Annotated in this window: 14 protein-coding genes; 7 read left to right on the top strand and 7 right to left on the bottom strand. The window is 71.6% G+C overall.

Annotation, left to right across the window (positions count from 1 at the left end; translation table 11 throughout):
* The first annotated feature begins 4 nt into the window (after positions 1-4).
* From addA to IAI58_RS02095, 5 genes are all read left to right on the top strand, one after another.
* Positions 5-3,466: a double-strand break repair helicase AddA gene (gene addA, locus IAI58_RS02115; protein WP_207449827.1), complete on the top strand. Its 3,462-nt coding sequence runs from the start codon at positions 5-7 to the stop codon at positions 3,464-3,466.
* A gap of 146 nt (positions 3,467-3,612) precedes the next feature.
* Positions 3,613-4,383, top strand: coding sequence for an SH3 domain-containing protein (locus tag IAI58_RS02110; protein WP_207449829.1), 771 nt, complete (start codon positions 3,613-3,615; stop codon positions 4,381-4,383).
* A gap of 36 nt (positions 4,384-4,419) precedes the next feature.
* Positions 4,420-5,424 carry an asparaginase gene (locus IAI58_RS02105; RefSeq protein WP_207449831.1) on the top strand — a complete coding sequence of 335 codons (1,005 nt, stop codon included), beginning with the start codon at positions 4,420-4,422 and terminating at the stop codon, positions 5,422-5,424.
* Between the two features lie 162 nt (positions 5,425-5,586).
* Entirely contained in the window at positions 5,587-6,585 is a 999-nt protein-coding gene (locus tag IAI58_RS02100) for a PEP-CTERM sorting domain-containing protein (protein ID WP_207449833.1), read from the top strand.
* Positions 6,586-6,672: 87 nt separating this feature from the next.
* Positions 6,673-7,947, top strand: coding sequence for a tetratricopeptide repeat protein (locus IAI58_RS02095; protein ID WP_207449835.1), 1,275 nt, complete (start codon positions 6,673-6,675; stop codon positions 7,945-7,947).
* Between the two features lie 39 nt (positions 7,948-7,986).
* On the opposite strand, the gene IAI58_RS02090 is transcribed toward IAI58_RS02095, so the two are convergent.
* Positions 7,987-8,886 carry an EipB family protein gene (locus IAI58_RS02090; protein ID WP_207449837.1) on the bottom strand — a complete coding sequence of 300 codons (900 nt, stop codon included), beginning with the start codon at positions 8,884-8,886 and terminating at the stop codon, positions 7,987-7,989.
* Positions 8,887-8,922: 36 nt separating this feature from the next.
* Positions 8,923-10,725 carry an aspartate--tRNA ligase gene (gene aspS, locus IAI58_RS02085; RefSeq protein WP_207449839.1) on the bottom strand — a complete coding sequence of 601 codons (1,803 nt, stop codon included), beginning with the start codon at positions 10,723-10,725 and terminating at the stop codon, positions 8,923-8,925.
* 168 nt (positions 10,726-10,893) lie between these two features.
* On the opposite strand from aspS, the gene rnd reads away from it, so the two are divergent.
* Positions 10,894-12,078: a ribonuclease D gene (rnd, locus tag IAI58_RS02080; protein ID WP_207449841.1), complete on the top strand. Its 1,185-nt coding sequence runs from the start codon at positions 10,894-10,896 to the stop codon at positions 12,076-12,078.
* Between the two features lie 39 nt (positions 12,079-12,117).
* Here rnd and IAI58_RS02075 read toward each other — a convergent pair whose 3' ends face one another.
* From IAI58_RS02075 to IAI58_RS02055, 5 genes are all read right to left on the bottom strand, one after another.
* Positions 12,118-12,882, bottom strand: a complete 765-nt coding sequence (locus IAI58_RS02075; protein WP_207449843.1) for an SGNH/GDSL hydrolase family protein — start codon at positions 12,880-12,882, stop codon at positions 12,118-12,120.
* 43 nt (positions 12,883-12,925) lie between these two features.
* Positions 12,926-13,360 (bottom strand): thioredoxin TrxC, encoded by a 435-nt coding sequence (gene trxC, locus IAI58_RS02070; RefSeq protein WP_207449845.1) that lies wholly within the window; start codon positions 13,358-13,360, stop codon positions 12,926-12,928.
* Positions 13,357-14,235 carry an MBL fold metallo-hydrolase gene (locus tag IAI58_RS02065; RefSeq protein WP_207449847.1) on the bottom strand — a complete coding sequence of 293 codons (879 nt, stop codon included), beginning with the start codon at positions 14,233-14,235 and terminating at the stop codon, positions 13,357-13,359. The genes trxC and IAI58_RS02065 overlap by 4 nt, the downstream gene beginning before the upstream one ends.
* A gap of 35 nt (positions 14,236-14,270) precedes the next feature.
* Positions 14,271-15,191 carry a 1-phosphofructokinase family hexose kinase gene (locus IAI58_RS02060; RefSeq protein WP_207449849.1) on the bottom strand — a complete coding sequence of 307 codons (921 nt, stop codon included), beginning with the start codon at positions 15,189-15,191 and terminating at the stop codon, positions 14,271-14,273.
* Between the two features lie 104 nt (positions 15,192-15,295).
* Entirely contained in the window at positions 15,296-17,629 is a 2,334-nt protein-coding gene (locus IAI58_RS02055; RefSeq protein WP_207449851.1) for a xanthine dehydrogenase family protein molybdopterin-binding subunit, read from the bottom strand.
* A gap of 144 nt (positions 17,630-17,773) precedes the next feature.
* On the opposite strand from IAI58_RS02055, the gene IAI58_RS02050 reads away from it, so the two are divergent.
* On the top strand, positions 17,774-18,664 hold the full coding sequence (locus IAI58_RS02050; protein WP_207449853.1) for an SMP-30/gluconolactonase/LRE family protein: 891 nt from the start codon (positions 17,774-17,776) through the stop codon (positions 18,662-18,664).
* Positions 18,665-18,734: the final 70 nt, after the last annotated feature.

Genomic DNA, 18,734 nt, shown 5'->3' with positions numbered 1-18,734 from the left:
GGCCATGGCCCCTTCCTCCGCGACCCTCCTGACCCCGCGCGCCGAAGCCGAGGCCGCGCAGCGCCGCGCCTCCGATCCCGGCGCCTCCGCCTGGGTGGGGGCCTCGGCCGGCTCCGGCAAGACCAAGGTGCTGACCGACCGGGTGCTGCGGCTGCTGCTGCGTCCGGAGACCAAGCCCGGGCGCATCCTCTGCCTCACCTTCACCAAGGCCGCGGCGGCCGAGATGGCCACGCGCCTGGCCCGCCGCCTGGGCGAATGGGCGGTGGCCGAGGACGCGCCGCTCTCCGCCAGCCTGGAGGCGCTGACGGGGCAGCGGCCCGATGCCGCGGCCCTGACCCGCGCCCGCGCCCTGTTCGCCGAGGTGCTGGACCAGCCCGGCGGCATGCGCATCGCCACCATCCATGCCTTCTGCCAGTCCGTGCTGCGCAGCTTTCCGCTGGAAGCCGGCCTGCCGCCGCAATTCACCCTGATCGAGGAAGCCGACGCCGCCTCCCTGCTCGCCGATGCGCGGGAGAGCACCCTGGCTTCCGGCCGCCTGCCGGCGGAGGCCATCGAGGCCATCGCCGGCCTCGGCAGCCCCGACGACTTCTCGCAGACCCTGGCGGCCATGGTGAAGCACCGGGAGCGGCTGGCCACGGCCATCGCCCAGGCCGGCGGCATGGCAGGCTGCGATGCCGTGCTGCGCCGCCGCCTGGGCCTGCCCGCCAGCGGCTCGGAGCCGGAGGAGCTGGAGGAGGCGGTCGCCGGCATCCCGCCCGCCCTGGACCGCGCCGCCGCCCTGCTGCTGAAGAGCAGCAACAAGAACGACTGCGCCCGCGGCGCCCAGCTGCGCGCCTGGCTCGCCCTGCCGCCCGAGGTCCGGCCGACGCGGTGGGAGGAATGGACGCGCTGCTTCCTCACCGCCGACGGCAAGCCCTATGCCGACCGCAGCCTGGCCACCAAGGGCGGACTGAAGGACGACTTCCCGGAGGTCATCGGCATCCTGCGCGCCGAGGCCGACCGGATCTTCGCCTTCGAGGAGAAGCGCCGCGCCTGGCGCCTGCATGCCGCCACCCTGTCGCTGCTGGCGCTCGCCCAGCCCGTGCTCGCCGCCTATACCGCCCGCAAGGCCCGCGCCGGCGCGGTGGATTTCGACGACCTGATCGCCGCCGCCCAGCGCCTGCTGACCGATCCCGGCAGCGCCTGGGTGCTCTACAAGCTCGATGGCGGCCTGGACCACCTGCTGCTGGACGAGGCGCAGGACAGCAACCCCGCCCAATGGGACATCGCCGCGCGGCTGGCGGAGGAGTTCTTCGCCGGCCAGGGCAGGCGGGAGGAGCCGGGCATCCGCTCCATCTTCGCGGTGGGGGACGAGAAGCAGTCCATCTACGGCTTCCAGGGTGCCGATGCCGCCGGCTTCGCCCGGTGGCAGGCGCATTTCTCCCGGGCCGTGCCGCAGGCGGGCGCGCGCTTCGAGGCCGTGCCCCTCCAGGTCTCCTTCCGCTCCACCGCGCCGGTCCTGGCGCTGGTCGATGCCGTCTTCGCGGAGGGGCCCGCCCGGCGGGGCGTGGTGGCCGACGGCGCCATCCTCTCCCACCGCGCCGACCGGATCGGCGAGGCTGGGATGGTGGAGCTCTGGCCCCCCCTGCTGGACCCGCCGCGCGAGAACCCCGAGGCCTGGCAGGTGCCGGAGCAGCCGCTGGCGCAGGCCAATGCCGCCGCCCAGCTGGCCGAGAGCCTGGCCGCCCGCATCGCCCATATGCTGCGGACGGAGACGCTGCCCTCCCAGGGCGGCCGTCCCATCCGCCCCGGCGATATCCTGGTGCTGCTGCGCCGCCGCACCGGCTTCTCCGACCTGCTGGTGGCCGCGCTGAAGGCGAAGGGCGTGCCGGTCGGCGGCGTGGACCGCATGCGGCTGGTCGAGCAGATCGCGGTGCAGGACCTGCTGGCCCTCTGCGACGTGCTGCTGCTGCCGGAGGACGACCTCCAGCTGGCCGCCGTGCTGAAAAGCCCGCTGATCGGCCTCTCGGAGGAGGAGCTTTTCGAGATCGCCCATGGGCGGGAGCAGCCGCTCTGGTGGCGGGTGCTGGCGGAGCGGGGGAAGGACACCACCCTCGGCCGCGCCGCCGACTGGCTGGCCGAACTGGCCGACCAGGCCGACCTGCATACCCCCCACACCCTGCTGGCCGAGGTGCTGGGCATCCATGGCGGCCGCGCGCGGCTGCTGGCGCGCCTCGGCCCCGATGCCGCCGACCCGCTGGACGAGGTGCTGAACGCCGCGCTCACCTACGAATCCCGCCATCCCCCCAGCCTTCAGGGCTTTGTCCAGTGGCTGCGGCGCGGCGGCGCATTGGTGAAGCGGGAGGCGGAAAGCGGCGTGGATGCCGTGCGGCTGCTGACGGCCCATGGCGCCAAGGGCCTGCAGGCGCCCGTCGTCATCCTGCCGGATATCGGCAATGGGCTGAACCGCGACACCCTGCGCTGGAGCGAGGCCGACCCGCCGCTGCCCTTCTGGGCGCCGCGCAAGGAACTCCATGCCCCCGCCTGGAACGAGCTGGCCGAAGCGGAGGCCCTGGCGCGGGAGGCGGAGGAGAACCGCCTGCTCTATGTGGCGCTGACCCGGGCCGAGGACCGGCTGCTGGTCTGCACCCCGGGCGAGCCCAAGCCGGGTTGCTGGTACGACCTCGTCGCCCAGGGTTTCTCGAGACTGCCCGGAGTGGAGGAAGCACCCTTCCAGCCCGCCGCCTTCGGCGCGCCGCCGTCGGCCAGCTTCCAGGGCCCGTTGCGCCGCCTCTCCTGCGAGCAGACGGCGCCGGCCCGCCTGGCGACCCGCCATGCCGGCGCCACCCTGCCGGAGCCGCCGCCCGACTGGGTGCAGCGCCCCGCGCCGGTGGAAAGCGCGCTGGCCACCTTCTCTCCCTCCTCCTTGCAGGGGGAAGACGAGACGCCCGCCGCCGCCCCGCATGGCGCGGCCGACCCCGCCGGCAACCGCTTCCGCCGTGGCCGCATGATCCATGCCCTGCTGCAGCACCTGCCGGAATACGCGCCCGGCGAGCGCCGCCGCGTGGCCGCCGCCTTCCTCGGCCGCCCCGGCCAGGGCCTCTCGCGGGAGGAGCAGGCGGCGACTCTCGAAGAGGTGCTGGGCCTGCTGGAGCACCCGGATCTGGCGGAGGCCTTCGCCCCCGGCTCCCTGGCCGAGGCGCCGATCGCCGGCATCGTCTCCGGCGTGCGGCTGGTGGGGCAGGTGGACCGGCTCTCGGTGCGGCCGGACCGGGTGATCGTGCTGGACTACAAGACCAACCGTCCGCCGCCCGAGGCGCTGGAAGGCGTGCAGCCCGTCTATCTCCGGCAGATGGCGGCCTATCGCGCGCTGCTGCGGCAGATCTGGCCGGACCGCCCGGTCGAGTGCTGGCTGGTCTGGACCTGGACCGCCAGGGCCATGCCGCTGCCGGATGGGCTGCTGGACCGCCACACCCCAAGCAGCTGATTTTCCAGCGGTTGCGCTGGAGCCGCTGCGCGCGCAAGTGATCGCGCGCGTGTTTGTTACACATCTTCAAGAGGCAACCGCCCCTGGCTGAGTCGGGTTTGAAGCGCGACGGCGCTTGTGCCGGACCCAGTGGCAGGGAGGCCTTCGTGAAGACCAGCTCATGGATTGGAATGGCCGGCCTCTCGGCACTCCTGGCTCTGCCCGCGCTGCTCGGGGGCTGCGACGATTCCACCCCCAAGGCGCAGGCGGCCCAGGCCGAAGCGGCCCTGCCGGCCTCCCAGGCACGCCAGGCCGCGGAGACGAGGCTGCGCGCCGATCTGCGCTCCGATGTCAGCATTAGCGAGGTCCGCACCTTTCCCCAGGCGGCCCCCGGCAGCATCGCCGTCTGCGGCCAGGTCGCCCTTTCCGGTGGCGAGGCTGCGCCCTTCGTCGTCCTCGTCAGCCGCCCGCCGGAGGGCGAGCTGGTGGCGGAGCCCTATCTCCCGACCGACCGCGTCTCGGCCACCCGGGTCTTCGTGGAGACGCGCAGCCGCTGCACCGAGGATGCGGCCGTGGCCTCATCCTCCCACCGCGTCGCCGCCCCGCCGCCGCTGCCGGTCATCCCGGCCGATCTGCGCGTCCTGGCCCCGCCCGCGCCCCCTGGTGTGGCGCGGATGGAGGCCGAGCAGGCGCAGGCCATGCAGGCGCAGGGCTCCATCACCATGCGCCAGAACGGCAACCTGCGGGAGCATCCCCGCGGCGGCGGAGATGTATTGAAGGTGGTGCAGCGCGGCACGGTGCTGCGGGTCTTCGCCGAGGCGCCGGGCGGCTGGCTGAAGGTGGGTCATGGCGGTGCCGAGGGCTGGCTGCATTCCAGCCTCGTCACCCGCGGCGGCGCATCCGGTCACAGCCTGAACTTGACGACGGCGTCGCGCTGACCTCCCCTTCGGGAGAATCCAGCGAAAAAGCCTGGCATGGCCAGCCCGAAGCCGCGTATCGCCTTCATCGGAACCGGCGGCACCATGGCCTCGCTGGGCAAGGGCCCGCGTGACATCCAGGATTACAGCGCCACCGGGCAGGTGATGGACGCGGCCACCGTCCTGGCGCGGCTGCCGGAGCTGGCGGAGGTGGCGGATGTCTTCGCGCTGTCCCATCGCGCCAGCATCTCCACCCATCTCGGCTTCGTGGACTGGCGCAGCCTGGCGCGCAGCTGCAGCCAGCTGGAAGCCGCCGAGCCCGGGCTGGCCGGCATCGTCATCGGCCATGGCACCTCCTTGATGGAGGAGACGGCCTATGCCCTTTCCCTGACCCTGAAGACCAGCTTGCCCGTGGTCATGGTGGGCGCGCAGCGGCCGGCCTCGGCACTGTCCTCCGACGCGTCCATGAACCTGCTGAACGCCGTGCGCCTGGCCGCCTGCCCGGAGGCGCGGGGTATGGGCGTGCTGGTGCTGCTGAATGACGAGATCCATACGGCGCGCGATGTCGCCAAGACCTCCACCTGGCGGCTGCAGGCCTTCCGCGCGCCCGATTTCGGCGCGCTCGGCCATGCCGATGGCGACCGCATCGCCTTCTACCGCCGCCCGCTGCGCCGCGCCGCGCCCGACACCGAATTCGATATCCGCGACCTGCCGGCGCTGCCGCGGGTGGATATCGCCTATTCCCATGCCGATGCGGATGGCACCGCCATCCGTGCCTTCGTGGCGGCGGGCGCCCAGGGCATTGTCAGCGCCGGCTTCCCCCCAGGCTCCGGCACGCCCGGCGAGACCGAGGCGCTGCGCGAGGCGCTGGCGGAAGGCGTGGTGGTCGTGCAATCCAGCCGCGCCGGCAGCGGCCGGGTCATCCAGGGCCGGCGCATGGCGCAGGAGGGTATGCTGGCCGCCGACAACCTGACGCCCCAGAAGGCCCGCATCCTGCTCGCCCTGGCGCTGACCGTCACCCGCGACCCGGCGGAGATCACGCGGATCTTCGGGACCTATTGACAGGGATGGCGGGCGCTCCTGGCCGGAGGCGAGTCACGTACTTTTACAGGCGTCAGTAAGCTCGGGCTTATCCATCCGCTAACATGTTGTACATTAAAATTTTTTTATTTTGGCATGAGGCTTGCTGTATCGGCACCGCAACAAAATGGATGGGAGGTCCATATGTCGAACAGATTGCGGTTCATCGGAGCGGCGGCCGCTCTATGCCTGACATCCGGTATCGCCTCGGCGGCAACGGTCCTGACCAGCCCGAACGGGCAGGTCCAGATCGGCATCAATGATGGTGGCCAACTCGTCACCAGTGATGTCGGCATCGGCTACCGCTTCACGGGCCAGAGCGGCCTGACCGGTTTCCAGGACGCTCTCAGCCCGGCCTGCGACTGTGAGGCCTGGGGTGTCGCGGCCAATGGCGTCGGCGGCCAGATCGGCCAGGATACCGGGAACCAGAACATCACGGTCCTGGCGCCGACCGTGGATACCGGCGTGTTCCAGTCCAACGCGCAGCTGGCGGGCGTGCCAGGCCTGTCCATCACCCATAAATTCTCAATCGGGGCCGAGACTGCCACGGGCGCGCTGTTCAAGGCGGAGGTGACGATCTCCAATACCTCCGGCGCGACCATGACGGATGTGCGCTACGCCCGCGCCATGGACTGGGACGTGCCGCCGACCCCCTTCAACGAGTTGGTCGAGCACCGGGGCGTGGGCACCACGAGCACCCTGCTGCACGCGACGGATGACGGCTTCGCCAATGCCAATCCGCTCACTGCCGTGAGCAATGGCGGTATTGCCACCGCCCCGAATACCGAGGGCGACCAGGGCGGTATCAATGATCACGGCAGTCTCTTCGTTTTCGGCTTCGGTGATCTGGAGGCTGGCGAGAGCTATACCTTCACCATCTTCTATGGCGCCGGCAGCAACCGGGCCGATGCCCTGGCCCTGCTGGGAAGCGTCAGCCCCGAGCTGTACAGCCTGGGCCAGTCGAGCGTGGGTGGCCTGCGCTCGGATGACCTGCCGACCTATGTCTTCGCCTTCGCGGGCGTGGGCGGCGATGTCGTCGTGCCGCCGCCGACCAGCGTGCCGGAGCCTGCCAGCCTGGGCCTTCTGGGCCTGGGCCTGGCCGGGCTGGGCTTCGTGCGCCGGCTGCGCCGCGCGCCGCGCTGAGCACGGCACCATGACGGGAGAGCGGCGCTTCCGGGCACCGCTCTCCTTCCCCATTCCGGGTTCTCCATCCCGCCAGGACCGCCTGCCATGATCTGCACCGGCCTTCTCCGTCCCCTCCTGGTCGCCGCGCTTGTCAGCGCCACGCCACGGGCCCTGCTGGCAGCACCGGCGCTGCTGCCCGAAGCGGGGGTGGCGCCGGGCGTTTCCGCCACCATGCGCCAGGGCATGGAGGCCACCGTGCGGGGGGATCTCGATGCGGCGCAGCGGCGCTTCGAGGCGTTGCGGCTGGCTTCGCCGACCTCGGCCGCCCCTTACCTCGGGCTGGCGGAAGTGGCGGCCCGCCGCAACGATGCCGCGGGTGCCGAGGCACAGCTGCGCGCCGGCATCGATGCCAGCCCGCGGGCGCCCGAGCTGCAGCGGGCGCTGGGCCGGCTGCAGGTGCTGCAGGGCCGGGCCGATGAGGCCATCGCCTCCTTCGACGCCGCCATCGCGCTGGACCCGGCCGACCTCGCCACCCCACTGGAAATCGCCGACCTGCTGAACCAGCGACTGGGGCAGCCGCAGCGGGCCTTGCCCTATTACGAGGCTGTGCTGCGCCGCGACAGCGGGAACGGAGCGGCGCGCTACGGCCACGGCCTGGCGCTGGCGCGCAGCGGGCAGGCGAAGGCCGCCCTGGAGGAGCTGACCGTCGCCGCCAGCCTGCGGCCCCAGGACCCGCTGCCCGATTACGCACGGGCGCAGATCCTGCTGCAATCGGGCGCGCAGAACGCCGCCCTGACGGCCTATGACGCGGCGCTCGCGCGCAGCCCGGGCTTTGCCCAGGCGCGCGCCGCCAAGGGCTCGCTGCTCCTGAGCCTGCGGCGGCCGCCGGAAGCCAGGGCGGAATTCGAGGCCGCCCTGAAGCAGAGCCCCAATTTGCTCGCCGCGCTGATGGGGCTCGGCATGGCGCAGCAGGAGGGCGGCGACAAGGCGGGGGCCACGGCCAGCTACCGCAAGGCCCTGGCGGCCGATCCGGACAACCTCCTGGCCATGAACAACCTCGCTTGGCTGCTGGCCGATGGCGGCGGCGATCTGGATGAGGCGCTGGCCCTGGCGAGCCGGGCGGTGGAGCGCGCCCCTGGCACCCCGGCTTTCCTGGATACGCTGGGATGGGTGCATTGGAGGCGCGGCGAGGCCCTGAAGGGCGAGACGCATCTGGCCCGTGCGGCCGGGATGCAGGCGAATGCGGAGGTGCTCACCCGCCTCGGCATCGTCCGTGCGGGGCTGGGGCGCAGCAGCGAGGCGGCGGGCGACTTCCGCCGCGCCTTGCAGATCACCCCTCATTACCGGCCGGCGGAGCAGGAACTCTCCAGGCTGCGCTAGCCTGGCCTCCGGGGGCGGAGCCCCCCGGATGGCACCCGCTCAGCAGTCGTGCGGCAACGGCTCCAGCTTCTCCAGCTTCCCGTCCAGCACGAAGTCGCCGAAGTCCATCTTCATGTCATCCGCCACGCCATTGGCGAAATAGCGCAGCCCCACCTCGTATTCCGGCGTGCTGGCGCCAGCCGAGGCGTCGCGGCTGAAGAAGGCGATCCGCATGCGGGCGCTGCCCTGGTCGGCCAGCAGCGGGAAGCGCGGATTGGCCTCGGGCGGGGTCCAGGCGGAGAAGAGGGTGGTGGTGTCCTGCGCGCCTTCGTCCGTGGTGCCGTCGAAGAGCGGCACGTTCAGCATCTTCTGCCCGGCCTTGGCCATGGCCAGCGCACGGATGGTATGCGTCATGGGCAGGATGGTTCCGGGCGGCAGGGTCAGCTGCTGCGCCTCCGGCTGCTCGTAGCGGACGACGCCGCCCTGGTCGCCGTTCAGCTCCGCCTCGCCGGTGATGCGCTTCATCACCGCGCCCTGGGCCGACTGGGTCAGGGTGAAGCGCAGGCGCCTGCCGTCCTTGCTCTCCCAGGTGGAGTAGTCGGAGCTGGTCTCCACCGTATCGCCGGCACGGTCCACCACATTGATGCCGAGGCGCTGGCGCGTGGTCCAGCCGTCGCAGGCGTCGCGCACCTCGAAGAGCATGGCGCCCTCGGCCTGGCCCACCTGCCCGCCCGGGCGGGAGCGGGCCAGAGACAGCCGGTAGGCGGCGCGGTGGGCCGCCATGGCCTCCGCGCCTTCCTGCGCCTGCGGCGCCGCGCCCGGCAGCGGGTTCGGCGCCGGGGCGGCGGTGGGGGCGGGGGCGGGGGCCTGCGCCCCGGCGGGGGCGGCGAGGCCCAGCGCCAGCGTGGCCGCAAGAGCGGTGCTTCCCCAGGGGGTTCCCAGCAAGTCGCGCAACCGCATGGCCATATGCTCCTTCGGTCCGGTCATCCCGGACAGTTAGGGTGCCTTGGAGCCCGCCGCACCCTTTACGGGCGGAAGATCGAGCTTGATGGAGAGTTCTTTAAGCCGCGCGGGCTCCACCGGGGCCGGCGCGCCCATCATCAGGTCCTGCCCCTGCTGGTTCAGCGGGAAGAGGATCACCTCGCGGATATTGGGCTCATCCGCCAGCAGCATCACCATGCGGTCGATGCCGGGGGCCGAGCCGCCATGCGGCGGCGCGCCGTAGCGGAAGGCCGCCAGCATGCCGCCGAAACGCTCCTCGACCGTCTGCTCGGTGTAGCCGGCGATCTCGAAGGCGCGGATCATGATGTCCGGGCGATGGTTGCGGATGGCGCCCGAGGACAGCTCGATGCCGTTGCAGACGATGTCGTACTGGAAGGCCTTGATATCCAAGGGGTCCATGGAGTTCAGCGCCTCCAGCCCGCCCTGCGGCATGCTGAAGGGGTTGTGGCTGAAATCGACCTGCCCGGTTTCCTCGTTCAGCTCGTACATCGGGAAGTCGACGATCCAGCAGAAGCGGAACTCGCCCTGCTCGATCAGCCCCAGCTCCTCGCCCAGCTTGGTGCGGACCTTGCCGGCGAATTTCGGCGTCTCGTCCTTCTTGCCAGCGGCGAAGAAGACGGCATCGCCCGGCTGCAGGTTGCAGGCGGCGCGGATGGCCTCGACCCGCTCGGCCTCCAGGTTCTTGGCGATGGGGCCCTTGGGGCCTTCGGCCGCGAACTGGATATAGCCCAGGCCGCCGGCGCCCTCGGCGCGGGCCCATTCGTTCAGCTTGTCGAAGAAGCCGCGCGGATTGGCCGCGGCCCCCGGCGCCGGGATGGCGCGCACGATGCCGCCCGAGGCCACGACCTTGGAGAACAGCCCGAAGCCGCTGTCACGGAAGGACTCGGTGACATCCGTGATCCTCAGCGGATTCCGCAGGTCCGGCTTGTCCGAGCCGTATTCCAGCATCGCCGTGTCATAGGGGATGCGCGGGAAGGGCGCGGGCGTCACCTTCCGGCCGCCGCCGAACTCGTTGAAGATGCCCTCCATCACCGGCTCGATGGCCGCGAAGACGTCTTCCTGGGTGACGAAGCTCATCTCGAAGTCGAGCTGGTAGAACTCGCCGGGCGAGCGGTCGGCGCGGGAGGCCTCGTCGCGGAAGCAGGGGGCGATCTGGAAGTAGCGGTCGAAGCCCGCCACCATCGCCAGCTGCTTGAACTGCTGCGGCGCCTGCGGCAGGGCGTAGAAGGTGCCGGGGTGGTTGCGGCTGGGCACCAGGAAGTCGCGCGCGCCCTCCGGGCTGGACGCCGTCAGGATCGGCGTCTGGAACTCGGTGAAGCCCTGCTCGATCATGCGGCGGCGGATGGAGGCGATGACGCCCGCGCGCAGCATGATGTTGCGGTGCTGCTTCTCCCGCCGCAGGTCCAGGAAGCGGTAGCGGAGCCGCAGGTCCTCGGGGAATTCCTGCTCGCCGGCCACCTGGATCGGCAGCACATCGGCATGGGACTGCACTTCCAGCGCCTTCACCCGCAGCTCGATGGCGCCGGTGGGCAGCTTGTCGTTCACCGTGGCCCCCTCGCGCGCCACGACCTCGCCGGTGACGGTGATGACGCTTTCCGGCCGGATGGCATCGGCGGCGGCGAAGACATCGGACCCGGCGGGGATGACGCATTGCGTCAGGCCGTAATGGTCGCGCAGGTCGATGAAGAGCAGGCCGCCATGGTCGCGCTTGCGGTGCACCCAGCCGGAAAGGCGCGCGGTCTGGCCGGCATCGCTGGCGCGCAGCGCGCCGCAGGTATGGGTCCGGTAGGCGTGCATCGTCGGTCAAAACCCCGGCTGGCGGAAAAACGGGCGAAGAAGGGGCGGGGCGGGCCAGCATGTCAAGGCCGCTCTGCGGGCGGGGAGGCATGCCCTGGCCTGACACGGCACTGCGATCAGGCCCCCGCCTTTCCGGCAGGCCGCAGCTTCGCTAGAACAGCGGGCAGAATGAGCCGACGTCAGCAGGCCCAGGACGCCGCCCCTGTCCTGATCACCACCACCGATGCGCTCTCTGCGCTCTGTGCCCGGTTGCGTGAAGAACCCTTCGTCACCGTCGATACCGAGTTCATGCGGGAACGGACCTATTGGCCCGAGCTCTGCGTGGTGCAGCTGGGCGGCGCCGATGACGTGGCCGTCATCGACGCCATGGCCGAGGGACTCGACCTCGCCCCGCTGGGCGAGCTGCTGGCGGACCCGAAGGTCATCAAGGTCTTCCACGCCGCCCGCCAGGACGTGGAAATCTGCATCCTGCGCTTCGGCGCGCCCCCCCGCCCGCTCTTCGATACCCAGATCGCCGCCATGGTGGCCGGCTTCGGGGACCAGGCCAGCTATGACAGCCTGGTGCGCGGCCTGGCCGGCGCCTCGATCGACAAGGCGCACCGCTTCAGCGACTGGGCGGCGCGGCCGCTCTCGCCCGCGCAGATCGCCTATGCCGCCGCGGACGTCACCCATCTCCGCCGTGTCTATACCGCGCTGCTGGAGCGGCTGACGCAGGAGGGGCGCCTCTCCTGGGTGGCGGAGGAAATGGCGGAGCTGATGGACCCCGCCACCTACCGCCAGGACCCCGAGACGGCCTGGGAGCGGCTGAAGCCCCGCACCAGCAACCGCCGCTTCCTGGCCGCCCTGCGCGCCGCCGCCGCCTGGCGGGAGCGGGAGGCGCAGCGCGTCAACATCCCCCGCCAGCGGCTGGTGCGGGACGAGACGCTGCTGGAGATCGCCGCGACCCAGCCCACCACGGCCAATGAGCTCGGCCGCGCCCGCGGCATCAGCAAGGGCTTCGCCGAGGGCAAGACCGGCGCCGGCCTGCTGGCCGCCCTGGCCGCCGCGAAGGAACTGCCGGAAGAGGCGCTGCCCGAGGCCCCGCGCGAGCCCCGCCAGGGCCCGCCGGCCTCCCCCGCGCTGATCGCGCTGCTGAAGGTGCTGCTGGCCGCCAAGGCCGAGGAGCATGACGTGGCGCCGAAGCTGATCGCCAGTGCAGACGAGCTGGAACGGCTGGCGACGGAGGCCGAGCCGGAAGTGCCGGCCCTGCATGGCTGGCGCCGGCTGGTCTTCGGCCAGGCCGCGCTGGCGCTGAAGGGCGGCAAGCTGGCGCTGGGCGTCGAGGGCCGGAAGGTCAAGCTGATCCAGGGATGAGGAAAGGCCGGGGAGGGAGTTCCCCGGATCCTTTCGACATCACGGTCCGGACCCTCCGGTGAAGGCCTCGGAGCGGCGGCGCGCGAAGTCATGCTCCAGGAGGAGCCGCAGGATCGCCGCGGCGATCTTTCCCCCACCCTGGCCGGAGGGCTCGATCGGATTGGCGAAATCCGCGTCCTCGTCGCAGATGAGCCGCAGGTCGAGCACGGGCAGGCCCCGCTCGAAGGCGGCGCGGATGATGACGTCGTTGAACAGTGCGAGGCCCGTCAGGCCCAGCCTCTGGCGCCGCGGGTCCGGGAAACGCGGGTCATAGATGGTGCAGACGGCCACCGGCAGGCCCCTGGCCAGGGCCGCCCCGAGCATGGCGGCATAGTCCCGCCGGAACCGCTCGCGCAGCTCCGCCAGCCTGGCCACGCCCTCGCCGACGCTCCGCGCCGCCTCCTGAAGCAGGCCTTCCTGCCGCAGGGCGTCATTGCCCCCGACGCTGATCAGCAGATGCGTGGCATCGGCCGGAAGGCCGGTGAGCTGCCTCTGGATGTCACCGACCACCGCGCCATCCACGGCCGCCAGCGTCGCCCGCCATGGCCGCGGCAGCCGCCCCCGCAGATGCGCCAGCACATCCGGCGCGGCACCCACATAGGCCCTGTTATCGAGCGAGGAATCGCCCAGCAGCACGACATGCGCGGCATCGGAGGCCCGGGCCGCCTGTGGCCTGGAAACGCCTGCCGCGACGCCCAGGCCCGCGGCGGCGAGGGTGCCGATCGCCTCCCGGCGATGCGGCGTGGGAAGCGGAGGGGTCTGCATCGCCTGCCATCCTCATCCGGGCCCGCGTGACGGGGCGGCCTTCCTAGACCACCCCCTGCGCCCAGCGCACGATCTGCTGCGCCGGCATGGCGCCCGCCTGCCGCGCCACCTCCCGCCCTCCGGCGAAGACCGCCAGCAGTGGAATGGAGCGGATGCCGAGTTCCATGGCCAGCCGTTGCGCCTCCTCGGTCGAGACCTTGGCCAGCCGCATGCGCGGCTCCAGCACCTGGGCGGCGGCCTCGAACTGGGGGGCCATGGCATGGCAGGGGCCGCACCAGGAGGCCCAGAAATCCACCAGCAGCGGGATGCCGCTATGGGCGAGATGGCGGCGGAAACGCTCTTCCGTCAGCGCCACCGGCCGGCCCTGGAACATCGGCTGGTGGCACTGGCCACAGCGCGGGCCGTCGCCCAGGCGGGCGGTGGGGACGCGGTTGAGCGCGTCGCAATGCGGGCAGACGAGGGTGGTGCTGTCAGTCATGCGGGGGTCCAGCCCTTGGCTGTGACGGGAATGCGGAGATAACGCACGCCATTCGCCTCCGCCTCGGGGAAGCGGCCGGCGCGGATATTCACCTGGATGGAGGGCAGCAGCAGCACGGGCGCTGCCAGCTTTGCATCCCGCCCGGTGCGGAAGGCGACGAATTCCTCCTCCGTCCTGCCGTCCTTCACATGCGGGTTATGGGCCCGCTGCTCGGCGACCGTGCTCTGCCAGGCGAAGTGGTCGCGCCCCGGCGCCTTGTAGTCGTGGCACATCCAGAGCCGCGTCTCCGGCGGCAGCGTCAGCAGCCGCCGGATGGAGCGGTAGAGCTGGCGCGCGTCGCCACCCGGGAAATCGGCCCGGGCGGTGCCGTAGTCATGCATGAAGAGCGTGTCGCCCACGAAGACATCCCCGCCGATGCGATAGGCGACATCGGCCGGGGTATGGCCGGGCACATGCAGCACCTCGACCGTCATCCGCCCGAGCGGGAAATGCTCCCCGTCGCGGAAGAGGCGGTCGAAATCCCCGCCATCCGGCTTCACGTCCCGGGCGTCGAAGACCGGGCGGAAGATCTTCTGCACCTCCCGGATATGCTCGCCGATGCCGATGGGGGCGCCGGTGCGGGACTTGATATAGGGCGCGGCGGTCAGGTGGTCGGCATGGGCATGGGTCTCCAGCACCCATCGCAGCGTCACGCCTTCCCCGGCGGCGGCCTTCAGGATGCCGTCGGCGAAGGCGGTATCGGCCTCGCCGCTGCGGTTATCCCAGCCCAGCACGGGGTCGATCACGGCGCCCTCGCGCGTGGCGGGGTCCCAGACCAGATAGCTGACCGTATTGGTCGGCTCATCGAAGAAGGCGCGGATGGCGGGCTGCTCCATGGGACTCCTCCTTCCTTCGTTCAGGCCAGCCGCCGTCACTCCGGGCTTTCCCCGGCGAAGAGCCGCTCCACATCCTCGCGCCGGCAGAGCTGCGTGCCCGGGCGCAGCAGCGCCGCCGCCCCCGCCGCCATGCCGAAGCGCACGGCCTGCCGCAGCGGCTCGCCACGCTCCAGCGCCAGGGCCATGGCGGCGACCATGCTGTCGCCCGCGCCCACGGTACTGCGTATGGGCACGGGGATGGCGGGGAAGTGTTCCTGCTCCTCCCGCGTGATGAGCATGGCGCCATTCGCGCCGAGGGAGAGCACGACCACTTCCGTCATCCCGTCGGCGATCAGCGCGCGGGCGGTGGCGATGCGGGAATCGCTGTCCGGCAGCTCGCGCGCCGCCAGGGTCTGTAGCTCCCGCAGGCTGGGCTTGATCATCCAGGCGCCCTGGGTGTGCCGCAGCGCGAGGCCGGAACTGTCCACCACCAGGCGTGGCCCCGGGGGCAGCATCCCGCGCAGCCGGGCATAGACCTCCGGCGGCACGCCCGGCGGCAGGCTGCCGCTGGCCACCACGAAACTGGCGCCGGCGGCGAGCCTGGCCACTTCCCGCAGGCAGGCCTCCAGCTCCGTCTCCGCCAGCTCGGGACCCGGCATGACGAAGCGGTATTCCTTCCGGCCCGGCCCCTGCTCATCCACCGTGAAGCTCTGCCGCGTCTCGCCCGCGATGGGCACGGCATGGGCATCCAGCCCGGCGGCGCCGAGCAGCGAGACCAGCCCCTGGCCGGTGGGGCCGCCGGCGGGGAAGACCGCCGCGGAGGCGCCGCCCAGCGCCCGCACCATCCGCGCGACATTGATGCCGCCCCCACCCGGGTCGCGGCGTGGCACCTCGCAGCGCAGCTTATGCTCGGGCACCACCCGCTCGGTCGTGGTCGAGACGTCCACCGCCGGGTTCAGGGTGAGGGTGACGATCATGATCCGGGTTACGCTCCTCTCGAAAACAGCGGCGGGGCGCCCGGTGGGTCCGGGCGCCCCGTTCTATCCTGGAGATATGGCCCTGGCGGGCGAAGGGAAGGGGGTCAGGCGGCGTGCAGCGCCTTCCAGACCACTTCCGGCGTCGCCGGCATGTCGAGATGGGTGATTCCATCCCCGGCCAGCGCATCCACCAGCGCGTTGATCACCGCGGGCGGCGAGCCGACGGCGCCGGCCTCGCCCGCGCCCTTCACGCCCAGCGGATTGGTCTCGCAGGGGATCTCCACCAGCTCCACCTCGATATCCGGCAGGTCGGCGGCGCGGGGCAGGGCATAGTCGTTCAGGCTGGCGGAGAGGAGCTGCCCCGTCTCCTTGTCATAGGCCGTGCGCTCCATCACCGCCTGGCCGATGCCCTGGGCCACGCCGCCATGCACCTGCCCGCGCACGATCAGCGGGTTGATGGCATGGCCGACATCATCCACCACGATATAGCGGGCGATCTCGGTGTGGCCGGTCTCCGGGTCCACCTCCAGCTCGGCGATGTGGCAGCCATTGGGATAGGTGCCATGCGGCACCTCCGCCACCACGGCGGCATCCAGCAGCGTCGCCGTCTCGCCCCGCGCGGCGCGGGCGCGCTGCGTCGCCGCCAGTTCCAGGATGCCGATGCCGCGGTCCGTGCCGGCGATGGCGAAGCGCCCGCCGCCCGTGCCCGCCGGGTCGAACTCGATATCGGCGGCGGCGGCTTCCAGCACTTCGCTGGCGGCCTGCTTGCCCTTCTCCACCACGCTGGCGGCGGTGGCGAGCAGGGCCGTGCCCTCGGAATAGAGGCTGCGGGCGCCGCCGGTGCCGCCGCCGCTGGGGGCGGAGTCGGAATCGCCCTGCAGTACGCGGATCTTCTCGAGCGGGATGCCGAGCTGGTGGCCGGTCACCATGGCATAGGCCGTCTCATGCCCCTGTCCCGTGGACTGGGTGCCGACGATGACATCCACGAAGCCATCCTCCGCGAAGCGGAATTCCGCGCGCTCGGAGGGGTCGCCGCCGGTGGCCTCGAGGTAATAGGCCATGCCGATGCCGCGCCGCATCCCGCGCGCGGCGGAGGCCGCCTTGCGGGCCGCGAAGCCGGCCCAGTCCGACTTCTGCAGTGCCTTGTCCAGCACCTGGCTGAAATCGCCGGAATCGTAGCGCTGCCCGACCGGCGTCAGATGCGGCATGGCGCTGGGCGGCACCATGTTGCGGCGGCGCAGGTCGATGCGGTCGATGCCCAGCTCCCGCGCCGCGGCGTCGATCAGCCGCTCCACCAGGTAGTTGCTCTCCGGCCGCCCGGCGCCGCGATAGGCATCGACCGGCACGGTATTGGTCACCACGCCCAGCACATTGGCGTAGATGGCCTGGAAGCCATAGACGCTGGCCAGCACCTTGGTGCCGGCGCCGCAGGGGATGAAGGGCGCGAAGGTGGAGAGATAGCCGCCCATATCCGCGAGGTTCAGCGTCCGCAGCGCCAGGAACTTGCCGTCCTTGTCCAGCGCCAGCTCGCCGGTCGTCAGGTTGGCGCGGCCCTGGGTGTCGGACTGGAAGGCCTCCATCCGCTCCGCCGCCCATTTCACCGGACGGCCCAGCCTGCGCGCGGCCCAGCAGCACAGCGCGTATTCGCCATAGAGATAGAGCTTCATGCCGAAGCCGCCGCCGACATCGGGGGTGATGACGCGGAAATTCTCCGGCGGCAGGTGGAAGACGGAACTGGCCAGAAGCTCCTTCACCAGCCAGGAGCCCTGGGTGCCCGCATGCAGCGTGAAGCGGCCGGTGGCGCCGTCATATTCCGCCAGGGCGGCGCGGCCCTCCATGCTGTTCACGACGATGCGGTTGTTCACCACCGTCAGCTTGGTGACATGCGCCGCCTGGGCGAACAGCGCATCGGTCCTGGCCTTGTCGCCCGCCTCCCAGTCGAAGCAGGTGTTGTTGGGGGCGGTGTCCCAGACCTGCGGCTGGCCCGGCTCGATGGCGGTGCCGAGATCGGTCACGGCGGGCAGGATGTCGTAATCGACCATCACCGCCTCGGCCGCGTCGCGCGCCTGCTGCACGCTGTCGGCGATGATGAAGGCCACGGGGTCGCCCACATGGCGCACCCGCTCCACCGCCAGGCCGTAGCGCGAGGTATTGGAGCGCGGGCTGCCGTCGCGGTTCTTCAGCGGGATGGCGCAGGGGATCTCGCCCAGCCCATCCGCCAGCCAGTCCTGCCCGGTCAGCACCGCATGCACGCCCGGCAGCGCCAGCGCCGCCGCGGTGTCGACCGAGAGGATGCGCGCATGCGCGTGCGGGCTGCGCAGCAGGTAGCCATGCAGCTGGCCGGGCACCGAGATGTCGTCGGTATAGCGGCCGTGCCCCTTCAGCAGCCTGGGGTCCTCGATCCGTCGCACGGACTGGCTGAGGCCGAACTTCGCCATTGGTCGCGCTCCCCGAAATCTTTCCTTGGCGCATCATCGGCCCAGGCGACGCAAAAAGAAAAGAGGGGACGCGATGACAGCCGCTTGGGCGGCGCCCTTCTGGGTGCTTGCGGCGCGCCCGGCCTGGGGGCAGCTTGCGCCGCCATGTGGTTCCCTGCCCCCCGCGACCTGACGCCCCGCCTCCTCTCCCGCCTGCCGGACCGGCACCGCGCGCCCCGCCGCACCGGCTGGGCCGACGCGAATCGCGGCGGGCGGGAGATCGACAGCTTCCTGGAAGCCCCCTGCTTCGATGCCGCCGGCAACCTGCATGTGGTGGATATCCCCTATGGCCGCATCTTCCGCGTCACCCCCACCCAGTGGCCGGTGGTGGCGGAATATGACGGCTGGCCCAACGGGCTGGCCGCCGGCACCGCCGACAGCCTGCTGGTGGCCGACCACCGCCACGGGCTGCTGAGCCTGGACCCTGCCAGTGGCGCCATCGCCCCCCTTCTGGAGACGGTGGGCGGCGAAGGCTTCAAGGGCCTGAACGACGTCACCACCGGCCCAGGCGGGCAGATCCTCTTCACCGACCAGGGCCAGACCGGCATGCAGGACCCGAGCGGCCGCCTCTGGCGCCTCTGGCCCGATGGCCGGGTGGACCGGCTGATCGGCAATGGCCCCAGCCCCAATGGCATCGCGCTCAACCGCGCCGGCACCCATGCCTATGTGGCCATGACCCGCTCCGCCGAGATCTGGCGCCTGCCGCTGCGCGAGGATGCCTGGGTGGGCAAGGCGGGCGTCTTCTTCCGCACGCCGGGTGGCATCGTCGGGCCGGACGGGCTGGCGGTGGACGCGCATGACCGGCTGTTTGTCGCCAATCCCGGGCACGGGATGGTCTGGGGCCTGGACCCCTATGGCCTGCCGGTGCTGGCCATCGACTGCCGCGGCTTCGGCCGCACGCCCACCAATGCCTGCCTGGCGCCTGATGGCACGACGCTGCTGATCACGGAGGCCGACAGCGGCAGCGTGCTGAGCGTGGACCTGCCGGCACCCTGACGCGCCCCGCCCGGTCGCGCGCTTTTGACAGGCATGCGCCCGGTGCGATGATGCGCGGATTCGCCGCCGG

This window comes from Roseomonas marmotae, assembly GCF_017654485.1.
GTDB lineage: Bacteria > Pseudomonadota > Alphaproteobacteria > Acetobacterales > Acetobacteraceae > Pseudoroseomonas > Pseudoroseomonas marmotae.
The sequence above is the reverse complement of the archived record's forward strand: the minus strand, read 5'-3'. Positions and strand labels throughout refer to the sequence as shown.